Source organism: Fructobacillus papyriferae (assembly GCF_018437225.1).
Taxonomy (GTDB): domain Bacteria; phylum Bacillota; class Bacilli; order Lactobacillales; family Lactobacillaceae; genus Fructobacillus; species Fructobacillus papyriferae.
Genome location: NZ_JAAMFI010000001.1, coordinates 1 through 16479 on the forward strand (window position 1 = coordinate 1; position 16479 = coordinate 16479).

Below are 16479 nucleotides of genomic sequence, written 5' to 3' on the forward strand. Positions count from 1 at the left end.
CCTTAGTACGAGAGGACCGGGATGGACATACCGCTGGTGTACCAGTTGTTCCGCCAGGAGCATAGCTGGGTAGCTACGTATGGATGAGATAAACGCTGAAAGCATCTAAGTGTGAAACTCGCCTCGAGATGAGATTTCCCATCTAATGAATAGAGTAAGACCCCTCAGAGATGATGAGGTAGATAGGCTAGAAGTGAAAGTTCGGTGACGGATGGAGCGGACTAGTACTAATCGGTCGAGGACTTAACCAAAGAGTCAAATGAGTAAAGGGATATTTAAGGAAAAAGAGAAGTAAGGATTATTTAGTTTTGAGTGTAAAAGCTCAAAAGGTGTCGTGTTGATGGCAAAGAGGAACCACCTGTACCCATCTCGAACACAGAAGTTAAGCTCTTTAGCGCCAAAAGTAGTTGCCGGAACGCTGGCTGCGAGGATAGGACGACGCGATGCCTGTACATATGAAAGACCAGTCAAGCAATTGACTGGTCTTTTCTTTTATAAATTGGTTTCGAAAAAAGACCAAGTTTTCGATTCTTGGTGGGCTGTCATTTTATTTCGACCTTTTGTATAATAGTAAGTAAATACTAGATGAATTTCGAGTAGTCTTCTGGTGAAACAGAGGTGATCTGATGGAAATGGAACGCATAAACGATAACACCATCCGTGTAATGGTCGAAAACGACGATTTGAAGGATAGGGGGACTTCGGTTCGTGACCTATTATCGGACCGCAATAAAATTGAATCTTTTTTCTACAACATTCTTTCGGAATTAGACACGGAGGATGAGTTTGTCGACAACGACAAAGTTTCATTCCAAGTGTTGCCCAACCAAAATGGTTTGGAATTGTTTATTTCTCGTTTGGATGATGAGGAATCTCTTGGAAACTTTTTGAACTCGTTAACTGAAGGTCAAAAACAAGAAGGTGATCAAGACGAAAAGGGGCTTTCGGCTATCGACGAGCTTTCGCTTGACAAGAAGGTCGCTTTGCAAGAAGAAGATCTGAGTAAGGGCCAATCATCTGAATCGTCTGTTTCTACGACTGGTCGGATTGAAGTAATCGCTGTTGAAGACTTCGAAACCTTGTTGTCCTTGACTTCAGTCTTAGATAACTTTTCGGGCCGCTCTTTTGTCTATCGGTATAAGGATCAGTATTTCTTGTCCGTTGATGCCCGTTATTTGGAGTGGACGGCTGCTGAAATGAATGCCTTTTTTGCAACGCTGATTGAATACGGTCGTTTTTCTAAGTTATCAGACTCTTTTTTGTCTGAGCATGGTGAAGTTCTCTTTGAAGGCCGAGCAATTCAGTCGTTGAATGCGATTTTTGCTTCTCGCTAATTTGGTTCGCATGGAAAATCAAAGTCTTGTATAATAGTCTTATCTTATTTATGGAGTTTCTTTATGCAATTGTTTAGCTTTATTACCCTAATTCTGATTTTCATTTTGGCTTTTTACGTGATTTCCAATTTAATGACTCGGTTTCTTGCCAAGCAGCGTGGGACGGTATTGAAGGCCGATCAGTTTGTTTCAAAGGCACAGGAATCAAATGGTCAGTTGATCGATGTCCGTGAAAAGCAACCGTTCAAGCGTCATCACTTGAAAGGGGCACGTAATATGCCTGCACTGACTTTCTCACAGGGAAAATCGGGCTTGCGTAAGGATATGCCAATCTTTTTGTATGGGGACACGCTACAAGCAGCGAACGGTGTGGCGAAGCAATTAAAAAAAGAAGGTGCTGATAAAAAGCAGGTCTTTTTGATGGCCGGTGGTTTTCGTCAATATGTTGCGCGTCAAAACAATCAGCGTAAATAAAAAAGAATCGCTGGGTTAGCGATTCTTTTTTATTTGAAACGAAATGATTAGAAGCGTGACTGGTGGGCCGCTTTCGAACGACGAACAGCTTGCTTGGAAACGTCTTCATATTCTTCGTCTGCTTTTTCTTGTGGTGCAACAACGGCCTTCTTGTAACCAAAAGCAGTGGCTGCGGCAGCTGCGGCGGATCCAAGAACGCCAGCGATCAATCCAGATTTAAATCCCTTTGACATGTCAATCTCCTTTTTTTAACTTGTTTTCTATTATCGTCGATTTTGCTTCATTTGTAAATGTGAAGCAAGAAAGGATACCAATGGATTCTAATCAACTCATTGTCATTGCTGGACCAACGGCTTCTGGAAAAAGCAGTCTGGCCATGGACTTAGCCGAACAATTTAATGGCGAAATTGTTTCTGCCGATTCGATGCAGGTCTATAAAGATCTTGATATCGGGACGGCCAAAGCTGATGCTAAGGAACTTGCCCGTGGACCGCAGTGGTTACTTGATTTGGTTGATATGAAAGAGCAGTTCTCAGTAGCGGACTTTGTCAAAGAAGCTGATCAGGCGATTGCTGCGATTCGAAAGCGGGGGAAGCTGCCCATTGTGGTTGGTGGCACTGGTTTTTACGTTAAAGCACTCTTAGGCCAGCAGAAACTGGATTTTGCACCTTCAAACGAAGAAGAACAGCGGATTGATGCCAAACGGTCGTTGACTGATTTGGTTGACGAGCTCAAGAAAATAGCTGATGAAAACTTATTCAAACGGGTTGATCTGAAGAATAAAGCTCGGGTCCTTCGGGCCTTGCAGATTGCCCGTCACGGCAAAAAGACGGAAGAAGCGCCGAAAAGACCGATCTACAACGCCTTGGTCTTAGGACTTGACTGGCCACGGGAGAAGCTCTATGAGCGAATTAACGATCGGGTCTTAGTCATGCTGGAAAAGGGGCTAGAAAACGAAGCAAGAGCACTCTACGATGCTGGTGGACTTGCCTTGCAAGCTGGTCGTGGAATTGGCTATAAGGAATTTTATCCTTATTTTGAAGGAACAATGACCAAAGAGACGGTGATTTTTTTGATTCAGCAGGACTCGAGGCGCTATGCCAAGCGCCAATTGACCTATTGGCGTCACCAAATTGAAGGGCTCGAATGGATTGACGGACAAAAGCCGTTTGCTGAAGCTGTCAACCGTGTAACGAATTTTTTAGAAGAAAAGGATAACTAAATGGATTACGCACAAGCTTTGTTAGATTTACGAAACGGCGAGATTGAAGCCATTACTGTCGAGCCCCAAAATTTCCCTGCTTTTCAGAAAGCTTGGTCTGCTTTTCCTTATCAAAACACGGTCAAGGGCATTGCCCAACGTGCCGGAAAAGTCACTTACGTTCGCTCAAAATAGGGTGTTCAATGAGTTGATTTGTGCTACAATATTAGCAAGTAAACTAAAATTATAAATGGCCAGCTATCGGCTTGGCCCTAATTGAGAGGCAAGATTGTGGCATTATCTTTTGGACAACATAACGTCGGTATCGACTTGGGAACAAGCAACACTTATGTATACGTAGAAGGCAAGGGAATCGTCTTACGTGAACCTTCTGTTGTGGCTCGAAATACTGAAACCAACGAAATTATTGCAGTCGGTGAAGAAGCCCGTGCCATGCTTGGACGCACACCCGCTTCCATTGCGGCGATCCGCCCAATGCGTGATGGCGTAATCGCGGATTACGATACAACGGTTGCCATGATTTCTTATTACTTGAAGAAGGCCCTTGGTGGTCGCGTTGGTAAGCCGTTTGTAACGCTTGGTGTCCCAGCAAAAATTACGGCTGTAGAACGTCGAGCCGTTATTGATGCTGCCCGTGTGGCAGGCGCTCGTGATGCCTATGTCTTGGAAGAACCATTTGCCGCAGCGATCGGTGCTGGCCTTCCAGTTATGGAACCAACCGGATCGATGGTGGTTGATTTTGGTGGCGGAACGACGGATGTTGCAACGATTTCGCTTGGTGGAATTGTTTCATCTCGTTCGACGCGTTTTGCCGGTGATAAGTTAAACGAATCGATCAGTTCTTATGTTCGTAATAACTACAACCTAGCCATTGGTGAAACGACGGCTGAACGCTTGAAGATCGAGGTCGGAACGGTTTCTTTGCAAGATGCCAAGGAGATGTCCGCATCAACGGCTCGTGGTCGTGATCTATTGACTGGGTTGCCAAAGACAATTGAAGTACAGGCAATCGATATTGCGCAGGCTATCCAAGACCCCGTTAACGAAGTGGTTAATGCGATCCGCGAAACACTGGAGTCAACCCAACCTGAAATCGCTGCTGATGTGATCGATCATGGGATGGTTTTGACTGGTGGTGGCGCTCAATTGCGTGGCTTACCTGAAATGATTGAAGCCGTAACCAAGGTATCGGTTATTGTGGCTGAAGAACCAATGGACGCCGTTGTAAAGGGCGTTGGTGAGTCTTTGAAGTCACTTGAAATTTTGCGCCGTAATTAAGAAAGTTTTAGAAAAAGCGTAGCGCTTGCGCTACGCTTTTATTTGTCAGCGCAGAGGGGAATGAAGCATGCGTAAAATCTTTTCATCGCGAACCGTTGTGTTACTAATGGTTGGCTTCCTGATGGTGGCCGGTCTAATCGCAGGTTCGAACTGGTGGGCAAAGAAAACCAATAATCCGCCATTCTTCCAACGAGTGGTCAACGATTTGACTGGTGGTGTTGCCAAAATTATCTCGATTCCGACAAACGCTGTCGGAACAAGAGCCAATTCGTTGGCTAATTTGCTGAACACCTTTTCTGAGAATAAGGCCTTGAAAGCTAAGGTGGATGGATACGCTCAAAATAAGGTTAAACTGCAAACGGTAGAAGACGAAAACCGGTCGCTAAAAAAGCAACTTGAATTAAAGAAAACAATGACCGATTATGACACGATCTCTGCCGTGACGATTTCACGCTCACCAACTACTTGGAATTCACAGTTAGTGATTGATAAAGGGGCCAAATCAGGTGTGAAAAAAGGAATGGCTGTTATGGGCGATTCAGGCATCATTGGAATGGTGACCGAGGTCAATACCGTCAACTCGAAAGTCACCTTGATTTCTGATACTTCAGAAGATACCAACCGAATTGCGATTACGGTGAAGGGGGGATCGGGTGACACAAACGGTATCGTTACGGATTACGATGCTGACAAGAAATTGTTAGTCATGAGTTCCATTGCTAATTCGGCCAACATTAACAAGGGCGATACCGTCGTTACCTCTGGGCTTGGCGGTCTGGTTCCTTCTGGCCTTTTGGTTGGAAAGATTGCTGATGTTACGACAGATTCTTACGGGTTGTCGAAAAAGATTTATATCGAACCGTCTTCTGACCTTTCTAAAATCGCTACGGTTCTGGTCGCAAAGAAAGAGATGGATGCTTAAATGGCAGGTTGGCAATTGATTCGTTTCCAATTCATTTTCCCTCTCATCTTACTTGTTTTGTTTTTGATGGACGGAAACCTGGCGGCTTCACTCGGTTTTTTGATGAAAGAACCGATTCATGCCATGCCAATGATGACCTTTACTTGGCTTTTTTACGCCATTCAATTTGGCGTTGAAAAAAAGCTGCCTTATTACACCTATGTGGTTCTTTTCGGCATTTTGTTCGATGTGTTTTATACCGGAATCTTGGGAACCTATACCTTGGCCTTTTTGGTTGGGACCTTTGCGATGGAAAAGTTACGTCCTTACTTTGATGAACGGATGATGTCTGGCTTACTCTTGCTCTTAATCGGCTTGATGATTTATCTTTTCGTCACTTATGTGGCTGGACAGTTGATTGGGGCTGCCAACTTGAGTTTGCTGGCATTCATTGTTTATCTGTTCATGCCAACGGCATTGTTCAATTTAGTTGTCGCAGCTATTTTTTACTACCCGGCTTGGGGGTTGTTCCAACGTTTGGGATAAGCTTGCAAAGTCCCTTCGTCCCCGTTATAATAAACAGAAGATAAATCGTTGACTAGGCGAGTAGCAAAGACGTTTCTTTCAGGAAGCTTACGGTCATTGGAAGTAAGCAGAAGCCCTTTTGTGAACCACCCCTAGGAGTGTGCTAGTGAATTATAGTAGCTAACATCGGTTGTGCCCGTTACGCACGAACGTTTTCAAACGTTTTGAGATTTCGCCAGCAATGGTGGGATAACGATGAGGTGGGACCGCGTCTATTCGCCCTCTAAGCATGTCGCTTGGAGGGCTTTTTATATGTTGTAACTTTGGAGAAAATGATGGAAAACATGACAGCTTTCTTACCGGGCATTTTGTCCGGCTTACAGATGACACTCGGTGTCTTTTTTATCACCATTATTGGGTCAGTTCCTTTGGGTATTTTGGCCTCTTTGGCCATGAAGTCGCCCTACTTTACCATTCGATGGCTCGTTAATGGTTATATCTGGATTATGCGTGGTACGCCATTGCTGTTGCAGTTGATCTTTATTTATTATGGCTTAGCTATGGTGGGCGTTCCGTTTACTCGATTCGAGGCTGCGGCCTTTGCATTTATCATTAATTATGCGGCCTACTTAGCTGAGATTTTCCGTGGTGGTCTACAGTCCGTTCCCCAGGGGCAGTTTGATGCCGCCCAGGTTTTGGGACTGTCGAAAACGCAGACTTTTTTCAAAGTGGTATTACCACAGGTTGTTAAAATTGTTGTCCCATCCTTTGGAAACGAGGTCGTTAACTTAGTTAAGGATACGTCTTTGATCTACGTTATTGGGTTGGGCGATATTCTTCGTGCTGGTTCGATTGCGGCTGCCCGGGACGTGACCTTGGTTCCTTATCTGATTGTTGGTGCCCTTTATTTGATCATGACGGCTGTTGTGACGGTGCTCTTGCGCGCCAGTGAAAAGCGCTTGAATGTGTGGAGGTAAACCATGATTGAAATCAAAAATTTATCCAAACAATATGGCGAAAAAGTAATTTTTAACGATTTATCGTTAACCTTAAACGATGGTGAAATCTTATCCATTTTGGGACCATCTGGCATTGGAAAGACCACGCTGATCAAGACGTTGACTGGCTTAGAAGAAGCCCAGTCTGGTGAAATTGTGATGGATGGCCGGGAATATGCCGTTTCCGATTCAGCCTTTACTTCTCAAATTGGTCTGATTTTCCAAGATTTCAACCTCTTTCCACATCTCACAGTCGAAGAAAACATCATGTTGGCTCCCTTGACAGTGAAGAAGATGGTGCGAGTTGATGCTGAAACGAAAACGGCTGATCTATTGGCTAAATTAGGTTTGTCTGATCAAGCGAAGCTTTACCCATACCAACTTTCGGGTGGCCAAAAGCAGCGGGTGGGCATCGCTCGGGCCCTGGCCATGGATCCACAGGTCATCGCCTATGATGAACCGACTTCTGGTCTGGATGAAAAGGCAACCGATCAGGTGGCAGATGTCATGCTAACGCTTAAAAAAGAGGGGGTCTCACAGATTGTCGTGACACACGACCTGCCTTTTTCCAAGAAGGTAGCAGACAAGACCTTTGATTTTGAAAAAGAGGTCGCACGATGATTTCAAGAAAGAAAAAAATTACCGTCAACCTCTTGGTTGCTTTGGCCTTTTTTTCCTTTTTGATTTGGGCTTTTTTGGTTCTTGCCAAGCCAAATAGTGGCGGGGTTGTCGCCCGTGAGGATCAATGGTCGGAGATTAAGAAACAAAAGACAATCACGATTGGCCTTGATGACACCTTTGTACCCATGGGCTTTCGCGATCGATCGGGCAAGTTGGTTGGCTTTGATGTCGATTTGGCAGAAAAAGTTTTTGCCGATTTGGGGATTAAGGTCAAGTGGCAGCCAATCGATTGGTCCATGAAAGAAACCGAATTGAACACCGGAAATATTGATGCCTTGTGGAACGGGTATACCAAAACGCCAGAACGTGCTAAACAAGTGGCCTTTTCATCAACTTACCACCGCGCTCAGCTGGCTTTGGTAGTGAAGAAGTCATCGGGCGTCCATCGTTTTGATCAGATGGCCGGTAAAGTGTTGGGTGTGCAAACCGGATCTTCTGGAGAAAATGCTTTGAACAGCCAACCAGCCGTCTTAAAACAATACATTGCTGGAAAAAAAGCGATTGGGTACGATACTTTTGATAAGGCCTTTACAGACCTGAATGCAAATCGGCTTACCGGTCTTTTGGTTGACGAGGACTACGCAGCGTACTACATTAAACAACAAGCCAATCCGGATGATTATGCTTTGCTGACTGGAGATTTTGCTATTTCAGACGATGTTGTGGCCTTCCGAAAAGGCGACAAGGGACTGAAAAAAGCAGTGAATCAAGAATTAGCTAAGTTGAAAAACACTGGTTTTATCCAGCAGTTAGAAAGACGCTGGTTTGGTCAAACGAGTCTTGATTTTGGACCAACAGAAGAAAAACGATAACTTTAGTCGCGTGAGGGGAGTCCCGAACGCGACTTTTTCGAAGAAAGGAAAGGGTGATGGCGGAAAAAAGTCGATCCGACTGGTCGGTTAAAAATACGCGGAGCCAACAATTTAATAGCCAGACGGTCACCATTGCTTTTGTTAAAGAAGCCGTTTTTGGTGAAGCCAGCAAACGAGCCCTTTTGTCTTATCTGATGGCGGTGGCCTCAATGAAGTATCCCAATCAGCAGGCAGTCACTAAAAAATTGATGGCTTTATTTGGTGCGAACTATCAAGTTCGCGTCCAGTCCTATGGAAATTTAAACGTGCTCCTTTTTTCATTAACCTTTGTTAAAAGTGAGCGTTTGGATCCGTCCTTAGTCCATGGGATGGACTTAGAAAAAGAAGCTCTTGCTTTCTTGAAGGAAATGATTTTTGACCAGCGTTTTGATGAAAAGGCAGGGTTCGATCCGGCTGTTTTAAAAGCGGAGAAGCAAAATTTAGCACAAGCAATATTGGCGCGTACGGATGACAAAGTCACGGTCGCCATGGATGAAGCGCGGCAGCGACTCTTCAAGGATAAAGCAGCGCAAGAATCAATTCTTGGGTCTCTTGAAGAAGTTAACGCTTTGACTTTAGACGAACTTCAGCAAGCCTACGAGGAGATGGTGACAACTGACTGGCGGATTGTCGACGTGCAAGGAGATATGTCGGATACGTTTTTAGAAAAGCAATTGGCTACTTGGCCAAAGAAAGCAGTAGGACAGGATTCGAATACCAAGACGTTGCAGCCAAGAGCGAAGCGTCCTGCTGTGCTAAATCGTCCATTTTCAGTTGTCTTCCGAGAGGATTTTCAACAAGCTATCGCCCTGGCGCATTTTAAGTTACCAAACGAAGGCGAGACCTTAGCCGCCGCAATGGTTTTAAACGCTTACTTCGGTGCGGGGCCATCTTCCTTGCTCTTTCGTGAAGTGCGTGAAAAGCAATCGTTGGCCTATCATGTTGCGTCACGTTTGCATTGGGATCTTGGTTTGGTGACGGTTTTGGCTGAATGCTCCCTTGGTAAAGGAAGGTTAGTCCTGACGCTGATCGACGAACAATTAGAAAGTTTGAAACAAGGAAAAATTGACCAAGGGGCTTTTGACCAAGCCAAGCAACTTGTCTTATCCGGTCGCAAAAAAATGGCGGATTCACCCCAAGAAAGTGCCATGGAAGAACTTTTCCGGGGGCTGACGGTTGATTTTCCGACTGCCTCCGAATTGGCAGCTGCCATATCAGCTGTGACCATTGAAGAAATCGTTGCCTTAGCAGCTAAACTAAAATCGATTAACCGCTTAGTCATGGAGAAAGGAGCAGCAGCAAATGGTCAGTAAACCCTCCCAAGCGATAGTCGAAAGCCATCAGGTCAAGCATTTTGTCACGAAAGATGGCCTTCGTGTTCATTTGATAAAAAAACCATTTTATCATCAGACAGTGGCTTCCTTAGCGACACGTTTCGGTGCGTTGCAGCGGCACTTTGTTAATCAAAAAGGGGAGTTGGAGACGATTCCGGCTGGAACGGCTCACTTTTTGGAGCACAAACTTTTTGATAAGCAAGCAGGCGATGTGCTCCTGGACTTTGCTGCTTTTGGTGCCGATGCGAATGCGTTTACTTCAAACGATGTCACCTGCTATTATTTTTCAACGAATCAAGAAGTTAAAAAGAATTTGACTATTTTATTGAAATTTGTCCAGGAACCCTTCTTTACAGAAAAAACGGTGGCGCGCGAGCGGGGGATTATTGAAGAAGAAATCGCGGGTTATGAAGACGATCCTTTTTCCGCTCTTTATCAGGGACTAATGGCGACGGCCTTTCCAGATACCGCCTTAGCTTCTGATATCGCCGGTACTCCAGAATCGTTAAAAACCATTTCGGCGGAGTTGCTTTACCGCGTTCACGAAGCCTTTTACCAGCCGAGCAATTTGACGTTAACCATTGTTGGTGACCAAGATTTCGATGAGTTAACAAAATGGGTGCAAGAAGCACAAGACAAGGTGGCGACCCGCTCGGGGATGAAACAAGACCAGAACGTGTCGTTAAAACTGCCGACCGATCGCAATCGGACGGCTGTTCAAGATTTTTCAGTCGCACAAGACAAATTGGCGTTACTCAAACGTTTGCCAGTTTTGCCCGAATTAAACAAAGTGACCCAGCGCTTGTTGGGGGAGATCGCTTTAGATTTGGTTTTTGGCGAACAAAGCGATTGGTACCAAAAACATTATCAGCAGGGGGATCTTGGCGATGACTTTGACTATGAGTTGGTCGTGATGGAAAAAGATGCCTATGTGGTTTTCTTTACCTCGGGAAAACGAGTACAAGAACAGGGGGATCTCATCGCCAAACGATTGACTGTTTTACCGGATCGACTAGCGGATTTTAAAAGGGAATGGACTTTGTTGCAGCGGGCGTTGATCGGTGAAAACAGCCAACAACAAGATCGATTAGAACAGTGGGCCCTAGATGAGGATTTGATCTTGTGCGACCTCTCACTCTTTGATAAAATGAAGCTATTAGCAGGGTTTGCACCAGATGCTGTTAACAAGTATGTGCAGGCTGCCTTTAAACCGGGTCCTTTGACCCAATTTATGTTAAGAAGTCGAGATAATGGTAGAAAATTTAACAAGTGACATTCGCCAACAACTAAAAGAAGCTCGCGAAGCAAAGGGTTACTCCTTTGAACAACTCGCTGAAATGACCAAAATTCAGCCAAAGTTTTTAAAGGCTATCGAAGAAGATGACCAAGATGTCTTGCCAAGCCCCTTTTACACCCGGGCTTTCGCCAAGAAGTTTGCTTCGGCGGTTGGTTTGAACCCAGATGATATGTTTGAAGAAGTTGATTTCGATCCTTATGTTTCTTCTGATTTATCTTATGCACACCGTGATGACGATGGGGTGGTTCGTGCTGGCGTTAGTTCGACAGAGACGTTCAAGTCACGCTTCCGTGGCTTCATTCCAAAGATTTGGCTGGTTATTTTGACCCTAGCTGTTTTGGCCGTTGCCTGGTTCGTCATGACCCGGGTCAACAACGGGGGAAGCGACTCATCGAATGATACAGTGCACGTAGCTTCTTCTTCCGTTCCACAGCCGTCATCATCCATCTCATCATCTTCTTCGGCTAATAACCTGAAGCTGGAGAATCCACAGACGGATACAAACGCCAAAAAGACCACCTACAATGTGGCCAACTCGTTGACCCAAGCCCACAAGCTGGTCTTGAAGGGACAAGATGGCGACACGACTGTGAAAGTTACTGATGGGACGGGCAAGGTTTTGTTGGATAAGACGGTGAAAAAGGATGCGGAAGAAACGCTTGACGTATCGGCCAACACAGCAGGGATGACGGTGACGGCAAACAACATTAGTCACCTGACGATGACCATCAACAATAACCACATCGACGTGCCCAACTTACCAAATGGTGCAACGACTTGGAATGTGGCCTTGAACTTTAACAAGTAAGGAGTTCTTCATGAATTTGCCAAATAAATTAACGGTCTTTCGCATCATCTTGATTCCGGTTTTCATGATTTTATTGTCATGGCCGGGTCAAGAAGAATCCATCTTCATGACGGAACCCAACATGAACTGGGTCTTGGCAGCCATCGTTTTCGCGATTGCCTGCATCACGGACTTCTTGGACGGACAGATCGCCCGTCGCAAACAGTTGGTGACAAATTTCGGAAAATTCTTCGATCCATTGGCTGACAAACTTTTAGTGATGACGGCCTTGATTTACCTAACGGCTTTCCTGCAAGTGCCAGCCTGGGTGACAACGGTGATTGTGATTCGCGAATTGGCCGTTACTGGCTTGCGTACGTTGATCGTTGAAAACAACGGAACGGTATTGGCTGCTGCTTGGCCGGGCAAGATTAAGACCTTCTCGCAGATGTTTGCTATTTTCTTCTTGTATTTGAAGGACTGGCCATTTTCATTGGTCGGCTTGCCATTTGGCGAAGTACTGCTTTACATCGCGGTCTTCTTTACGATTTATTCTGGAATTGATTATTTTTGGCAAAATCGCTCGGTTTTTGCTGACGGACTTTAAGCGCTTCAGGCGCTTTTTTCGTTTCATCTAATAGTTGGGGAAATAAAGCGAACAAATGTTCGAAAAACCCTTGCATTTTAGAACGGATATCCGTAAACTATGAGTAGACGATAAGGAGTTTTCATATGGTTTCAAAGAAGACGAGCGATAATAAAAAGGACGGCCGTCAGGCAGCCTTAAGTGAAGCGCTCAAGAAAATTGAGAAAAATTTCGGTAAGGGTTCGATTATGACCCTTGGCGACAATCAGACGACACAAGTAGCCACGTCACCTTCTGGATCCGTGAAGTTGGATGTGGCGCTCGGTGTTGGTGGTTATCCAAAAGGACGGATTATTGAAGTTTACGGTCCAGAATCGTCTGGTAAGACGACGATTGCCTTGCACGCCGTGGCAGAAATCCAAAAGAACGGTGGGACAGCTGCTTACATCGATGCTGAAAACGCCTTGGATGTAAAGTATGCCGAAGCGTTAGGTGTCAAGAAGGATGAATTGTTGCTGTCCCAGCCAGATACTGGTGAACAGGGCTTGGAAATTGCTGATGCTTTGGTTCAATCCGGGGCAGTTGACATGGTCGTTGTCGATTCGGTTGCTGCTTTGGTTCCACGTGTCGAAATCGAAGGGGAGATGGGCGATGCCCACGTTGGCTTGCAAGCCCGTTTGATGTCCCAAGCCTTGCGTAAGTTGGCTGGAACCTTGAACCGAACGGGTACGATTGCGATTTTCATCAACCAAATTCGTGAAAAAGTCGGCGTGATGTTTGGTAACCCTGAAACCACGCCGGGTGGTCGCGCTTTGAAGTTTTATTCGACGGTTCGGTTGGAAGTTCGTCGGTCGACTCAGATTAAAGACGGGTCTGACGTCATGGGAAACTTGACCAAGGTAAAGGTTGTTAAGAACAAGGTTGCCCCTCCCTTTAAGGTGGCCGAAGTCGACATTATGTATGGAAAAGGAATCTCGCAGACTGGTGAGATTCTTGATCTTGCCGTTGATCAAGACATTATTGACAAGGCTGGTTCCTGGTACGCCTATCAGGGCGAACGAATTGGTCAGGGTCGAGAAAAGGCCAAAGAATATTTGGATGATCCAGAACACGCTGAATTGCGTGAGGACTTGTATAAGAAAGTTCGTAATGCATACGGAATTGGTGATGAGAAAGCGACTGAAGCTGGACCAGATGAAACGGATGCAGCCGAAAAGCCTGAGAAAGACGATGGTTTAACGGACGAACCAATTATTTAATCCCCTAAATTAAGATATTAATTTCATTTCAAAAAGCGTCCTGGACGCTTTTTTTTGTTATAATGGCCTTGTTCCTTACTGGTTATCCTTTGTTACGATACAAATCGATTTACGTAGTTTTGGAACATTTTTTCTGTTGTTAGTTCATCTTTTGCACACAGTGGGGGAAAAACGCTCATGCAAAGATCGCACCGTGGGGCTTATATCACGGCCCTTGTCGTCGTTTTCATGGTAGGATTACTTGCCTTTGCTTATCAAACAAGAGATAAGAATGGAAACAAAGCACCGATCACCGCAGTCGGTTCCACCGCGCTACAACCTCTAGTCGAAGCTGCTGGGGAAGACTATCAAAAGTCTCACCCTGGCGTTTCGGTCACGGTTCAGGGTGGCGGTTCTGGTACCGGCCTATCGCAAATTGCACAAGGAGCGGTTTCTCTAGGGAACTCCGATCTTTATGCGGAAGAAAAGAAAGGAATCAAGTCAAAAGACCTTGTTGATCACCGGGTTGCCGTTGTTGGGATCATGCCGATCATCAACAAATCAGCCGGTGTGTCAGACCTGACTTTGCAGCAGTTAACGGATATTTTTACTGGAAAAATCCAAAACTGGAAAGAAGTCGGCGGACAAGATCAACCGATTGTCTTAGTCAACCGAGCCGCTGGTTCGGGAACAAGAGCAGCCTTTGAAAAATGGGCGATGAAGGGGGCTTCTTCTAAGGAAGCACAGGAACAGGATTCTTCTGGAATGGTAAAATCCATTGTCAAAAGCACGCCTGGCGCCATCTCTTACGTCGCCTTTGCCTACAAGTCAAACGATGTCACGATGGCCAAAGTGAACGGGATTCAGCCAACCAACGAAAACGTTGAAAACGGCACTTACCCAATTTGGTCATACGAGCACATCTACACGAAGGGCAAGCCCGAAGGTGACACGAAACAGTTCCTCTCATACATGGATTCAAAGGAATTCCAAGATAAGTATGTCGAGAAACTGGGTTACATCACGATGAAAAACATGCAAATTGATCGCGATGTAAATGGTCATGTTACCCGCAAATAAGAGGAAGCGATCGAATAATGGATTTGATTACTGAGAAAATTAAAAAAACTTCCCTTTCGACCAAACAGGATCGATTCGGAAAACTGATCTCGATTACGGCCTTGATTTTAATTGCGTCCGTTGTCGTCTTGATCTTCGGCTTTGTCATCTCGCGTGGCTTGGCTACCTTTACAACCAACAAAGTCTCGCTTGGTCACTTCCTCTTCGGAACGGATTGGAACCCAAGCGTTGTGAACAAAAAAACCGGTCAACCCGGCGTCGGAGCCCTGCCCTTGATCGTCGGTTCAATGGCCGTGACCTTCTTAGCGGCTTTGGTCGCCACACCCTTTGCCATTGGAACGGCTGTCTTCATGACAGAAGTTGCCAATAAAAGGGGCGCCAAGATTATGCAACCGGTCATCGAATTACTGGTGGGAATTCCCTCCGTTGTCTACGGTGTCATTGGCTTGACAGTTGTTGTGCCAACGGTTCGTGCCATCTTTGGCGGAACGGGACTGGGCATTTTGTCTGGAACGATCGTCTTGTTCGTTATGATTCTGCCAACGATTACGTCCATGACGGTCGACACGCTCAAGGGTGTGCCGCGTCATTACCGAGAATCCGCTTTGGCCATTGGGGCGACCCGCTGGCAAATGATCCAAAAGGTCATTTTGCGGGCAGCAACACCTGGTATTTTGACTGCCATCGTCTTTGGAATGGCCCGTGCCTTCGGTGAAGCGCTGGCTGTCCAAATGGTGATCGGAAACGCCGCAAACATGCCAAACTCCTTGGTATCGGCATCAGCTACGTTGACTTCCGTCTTGACGATGGGAATCGGAAACACGGTCATGGGCTCGCTTCAAAACAACGTCTTGTGGTCTTTGGCCATGATTCTCTTGTTAATGTCTCTGGTCTTCAACATCTTAATCCGATTCATTGGACGTAAAGGAGAGTTGAAATAATGAATGCAAAGACGGCCGACAAAATCGCGACTGGCGTCATCTACGCCATTGCGTCATCGGTGGCCTTGATTTTGGTCGCCATGCTCGCCTTTATCCTGGTGCGTGGATTACCGCACCTTTCCTGGCATTTCCTAACGGCTTCTGCCCGCTCCTTTGAAGCGGGTGGGGGAATCGGAATTCAGCTTTTCAACTCCTTTTACCTCTTGGTATTAGCGATGCTGATCTCCTTTCCAATCGCCTTGGGCGCTGCCATCTACCTAAATGAATACGCCAAGCCAAGTCTCTTTATCTCAATTATCCGTACGGCCATTGAAGTGATGTCTTCTTTGCCTTCCGTTGTCGTTGGACTCTTTGGCTTTCTGATCTTTGTGGTGAAGTTCCACTTGGGCTTCTCCATCTTGTCTGGTGCGATCGCACTGACTTTCTTCAACTTGCCAATTTTGACGAGTTCCATCGAAAGTTCGCTCAGCCAAATTCCCAACCTGCAACGAGAAGCAGGAGCAGCACTTGGCTTATCTCGATTCGAAACGGTCATTCACATCATTTTGCCCGCTTCGGTACCCTCGATTGTGACCGGGGTTGTGATTTCTGCTGGACGAGTCTTTGGTGAAGCGGCGGCTTTGATTTATACGGCTGGACAATCCGCGCCAACGCTTGATTTTGGCGATTGGAATCCCTTCAACTTAGCTTCGCCACTATCGCCTTTCCGACCTGCTGAAACCTTAGCGGTTCACATTTGGAAGATTAATTCCGAAGGAATTATGCCTGACCTTTCGGCGGTTTCGGCTGGTGCCTCCGCTGTTTTGATCATCGTGGTGCTCCTGTTTAACTTTTCAGCACGACGACTTGGTATGATGCTATACAAGAAGTTAACGAAATCGTGAGGTTAGCATGACAGATAAAAGTCAAGAATTGAAGCCTGTTGCTGATTTTATTCCAGAGAAGCGGCCGG

The 16479-nt window shown here is 45.8% G+C and carries 19 protein-coding genes, 2 rRNA genes and 1 other annotated feature; of the genes, 20 read left to right on the forward strand and 1 reads right to left on the reverse strand.

Going from position 1 to position 16479, the window contains the following annotated elements:
• The 4 genes from G6R27_RS00005 to G6R27_RS00020 form a co-directional block, all read left to right on the forward strand.
• Positions 1-251, forward strand: a 23S ribosomal RNA gene (locus tag G6R27_RS00005); the annotation flags it as partial.
• A gap of 79 nt (positions 252-330) precedes the next feature.
• Positions 331-447: ribosomal RNA gene (gene rrf, locus G6R27_RS00010) — 5S ribosomal RNA — on the forward strand.
• Between the two features lie 179 nt (positions 448-626).
• Positions 627-1334, forward strand: a complete 708-nt coding sequence (locus G6R27_RS00015; protein WP_213819040.1) for an adaptor protein MecA — start codon at positions 627-629, stop codon at positions 1332-1334.
• 63 nt (positions 1335-1397) lie between these two features.
• Entirely contained in the window at positions 1398-1808 is a 411-nt protein-coding gene (locus G6R27_RS00020; protein ID WP_213819041.1) for a rhodanese-like domain-containing protein, read from the forward strand.
• Between the two features lie 47 nt (positions 1809-1855).
• Here G6R27_RS00020 and G6R27_RS00025 read toward each other — a convergent pair whose 3' ends face one another.
• Positions 1856-2041 (reverse strand): DUF3042 family protein, encoded by a 186-nt coding sequence (locus G6R27_RS00025; protein WP_213819042.1) that lies wholly within the window; start codon positions 2039-2041, stop codon positions 1856-1858.
• Positions 2042-2121: 80 nt separating this feature from the next.
• Here G6R27_RS00025 and miaA point away from each other — a divergent pair, with 80 nt between their 5' ends.
• From miaA to pstA, 16 genes are all read left to right on the forward strand, one after another.
• On the forward strand, positions 2122-3030 hold the full coding sequence (gene miaA / locus G6R27_RS00030; protein ID WP_213819043.1) for a tRNA (adenosine(37)-N6)-dimethylallyltransferase MiaA: 909 nt from the start codon (positions 2122-2124) through the stop codon (positions 3028-3030).
• Positions 3031-3204, forward strand: a complete 174-nt coding sequence (locus G6R27_RS00035; protein ID WP_213819044.1) for a hypothetical protein — start codon at positions 3031-3033, stop codon at positions 3202-3204.
• A gap of 96 nt (positions 3205-3300) precedes the next feature.
• Complete coding sequence (locus tag G6R27_RS00040; protein WP_213819045.1) at positions 3301-4308, forward strand: rod shape-determining protein; 1008 nt, start codon at positions 3301-3303, stop codon at positions 4306-4308.
• Positions 4309-4375: 67 nt separating this feature from the next.
• A complete protein-coding gene (mreC, locus tag G6R27_RS00045) occupies positions 4376-5230 on the forward strand; it encodes a rod shape-determining protein MreC (protein ID WP_213819046.1) in 855 nt (284 codons plus the stop codon).
• Positions 5231-5755: a rod shape-determining protein MreD gene (gene mreD / locus G6R27_RS00050; protein WP_213819047.1), complete on the forward strand. Its 525-nt coding sequence runs from the start codon at positions 5231-5233 to the stop codon at positions 5753-5755.
• A gap of 39 nt (positions 5756-5794) precedes the next feature.
• Positions 5795-6021: a binding site (T-box leader), on the forward strand.
• 48 nt (positions 6022-6069) lie between these two features.
• Positions 6070-6711, forward strand: coding sequence for an amino acid ABC transporter permease (locus tag G6R27_RS00055; RefSeq protein WP_213819048.1), 642 nt, complete (start codon positions 6070-6072; stop codon positions 6709-6711).
• A gap of 3 nt (positions 6712-6714) precedes the next feature.
• Positions 6715-7353: an amino acid ABC transporter ATP-binding protein gene (locus G6R27_RS00060; protein WP_213819049.1), complete on the forward strand. Its 639-nt coding sequence runs from the start codon at positions 6715-6717 to the stop codon at positions 7351-7353.
• Positions 7350-8225: an amino acid ABC transporter substrate-binding protein gene (locus G6R27_RS00065; protein ID WP_213819050.1), complete on the forward strand. Its 876-nt coding sequence runs from the start codon at positions 7350-7352 to the stop codon at positions 8223-8225. Before G6R27_RS00060 ends, G6R27_RS00065 begins: the two co-directional genes overlap by 4 nt.
• A gap of 56 nt (positions 8226-8281) precedes the next feature.
• Positions 8282-9577: a M16 family metallopeptidase gene (locus tag G6R27_RS00070; RefSeq protein ID WP_213819051.1), complete on the forward strand. Its 1296-nt coding sequence runs from the start codon at positions 8282-8284 to the stop codon at positions 9575-9577.
• Positions 9567-10871, forward strand: a complete 1305-nt coding sequence (gene yfmH, locus G6R27_RS00075) for an EF-P 5-aminopentanol modification-associated protein YfmH (RefSeq protein WP_213819052.1) — start codon at positions 9567-9569, stop codon at positions 10869-10871. The genes G6R27_RS00070 and yfmH overlap by 11 nt, the downstream gene beginning before the upstream one ends.
• Complete coding sequence (locus G6R27_RS00080) at positions 10849-11703, forward strand: helix-turn-helix domain-containing protein (protein ID WP_213819053.1); 855 nt, start codon at positions 10849-10851, stop codon at positions 11701-11703. The genes yfmH and G6R27_RS00080 overlap by 23 nt, the downstream gene beginning before the upstream one ends.
• Positions 11704-11713: 10 nt before the next feature.
• A complete protein-coding gene (gene pgsA / locus G6R27_RS00085; RefSeq protein WP_213819054.1) occupies positions 11714-12289 on the forward strand; it encodes a CDP-diacylglycerol--glycerol-3-phosphate 3-phosphatidyltransferase in 576 nt (191 codons plus the stop codon).
• A gap of 125 nt (positions 12290-12414) precedes the next feature.
• Entirely contained in the window at positions 12415-13527 is a 1113-nt protein-coding gene (gene recA / locus G6R27_RS00090; protein WP_213819055.1) for a recombinase RecA, read from the forward strand.
• A gap of 177 nt (positions 13528-13704) precedes the next feature.
• On the forward strand, positions 13705-14586 hold the full coding sequence (locus G6R27_RS00095; RefSeq protein WP_213819056.1) for a phosphate ABC transporter substrate-binding protein PstS family protein: 882 nt from the start codon (positions 13705-13707) through the stop codon (positions 14584-14586).
• Between the two features lie 17 nt (positions 14587-14603).
• A complete protein-coding gene (gene pstC, locus G6R27_RS00100; protein WP_213819057.1) occupies positions 14604-15527 on the forward strand; it encodes a phosphate ABC transporter permease subunit PstC in 924 nt (307 codons plus the stop codon).
• Positions 15527-16411 carry a phosphate ABC transporter permease PstA gene (gene pstA, locus G6R27_RS00105; protein ID WP_213819058.1) on the forward strand — a complete coding sequence of 295 codons (885 nt, stop codon included), beginning with the start codon at positions 15527-15529 and terminating at the stop codon, positions 16409-16411. The genes pstC and pstA overlap by 1 nt, the downstream gene beginning before the upstream one ends.
• Positions 16412-16479 lie beyond the last annotated feature (68 nt).

Bases quoted from the DNA above. Each gene is read 5' to 3' on its own strand.
- recA (WP_213819055.1), top strand. From the start codon at position 12,415: ATGGTTTCAAAGAAGACGAGCGATAATAAAAAGGACGGCCGTCAGGCA.
- G6R27_RS00060 (WP_213819049.1), top strand. From the start codon at position 6,715: ATGATTGAAATCAAAAATTTATCCAAACAATATGGCGAAAAAGTAATT.
- mreC (WP_213819046.1), top strand. From the start codon at position 4,376: ATGCGTAAAATCTTTTCATCGCGAACCGTTGTGTTACTAATGGTTGGC.
- G6R27_RS00020 (WP_213819041.1), top strand. From the start codon at position 1,398: ATGCAATTGTTTAGCTTTATTACCCTAATTCTGATTTTCATTTTGGCT.
- G6R27_RS00095 (WP_213819056.1), top strand. From the start codon at position 13,705: ATGCAAAGATCGCACCGTGGGGCTTATATCACGGCCCTTGTCGTCGTT.
- G6R27_RS00055 (WP_213819048.1), top strand. From the start codon at position 6,070: ATGGAAAACATGACAGCTTTCTTACCGGGCATTTTGTCCGGCTTACAG.
- miaA (WP_213819043.1), top strand. From the start codon at position 2,122: ATGGATTCTAATCAACTCATTGTCATTGCTGGACCAACGGCTTCTGGA.
- G6R27_RS00080 (WP_213819053.1), top strand. From the start codon at position 10,849: ATGGTAGAAAATTTAACAAGTGACATTCGCCAACAACTAAAAGAAGCT.
- G6R27_RS00065 (WP_213819050.1), top strand. From the start codon at position 7,350: ATGATTTCAAGAAAGAAAAAAATTACCGTCAACCTCTTGGTTGCTTTG.
- pgsA (WP_213819054.1), top strand. From the start codon at position 11,714: ATGAATTTGCCAAATAAATTAACGGTCTTTCGCATCATCTTGATTCCG.
- G6R27_RS00025 (WP_213819042.1), bottom strand. From the start codon at position 2,041: ATGTCAAAGGGATTTAAATCTGGATTGATCGCTGGCGTTCTTGGATCC.
- G6R27_RS00015 (WP_213819040.1), top strand. From the start codon at position 627: ATGGAAATGGAACGCATAAACGATAACACCATCCGTGTAATGGTCGAA.
- mreD (WP_213819047.1), top strand. From the start codon at position 5,231: ATGGCAGGTTGGCAATTGATTCGTTTCCAATTCATTTTCCCTCTCATC.
- pstC (WP_213819057.1), top strand. From the start codon at position 14,604: ATGGATTTGATTACTGAGAAAATTAAAAAAACTTCCCTTTCGACCAAA.
- yfmH (WP_213819052.1), top strand. From the start codon at position 9,567: ATGGTCAGTAAACCCTCCCAAGCGATAGTCGAAAGCCATCAGGTCAAG.
- G6R27_RS00070 (WP_213819051.1), top strand. From the start codon at position 8,282: ATGGCGGAAAAAAGTCGATCCGACTGGTCGGTTAAAAATACGCGGAGC.
- G6R27_RS00035 (WP_213819044.1), top strand. From the start codon at position 3,031: ATGGATTACGCACAAGCTTTGTTAGATTTACGAAACGGCGAGATTGAA.
- pstA (WP_213819058.1), top strand. From the start codon at position 15,527: ATGAATGCAAAGACGGCCGACAAAATCGCGACTGGCGTCATCTACGCC.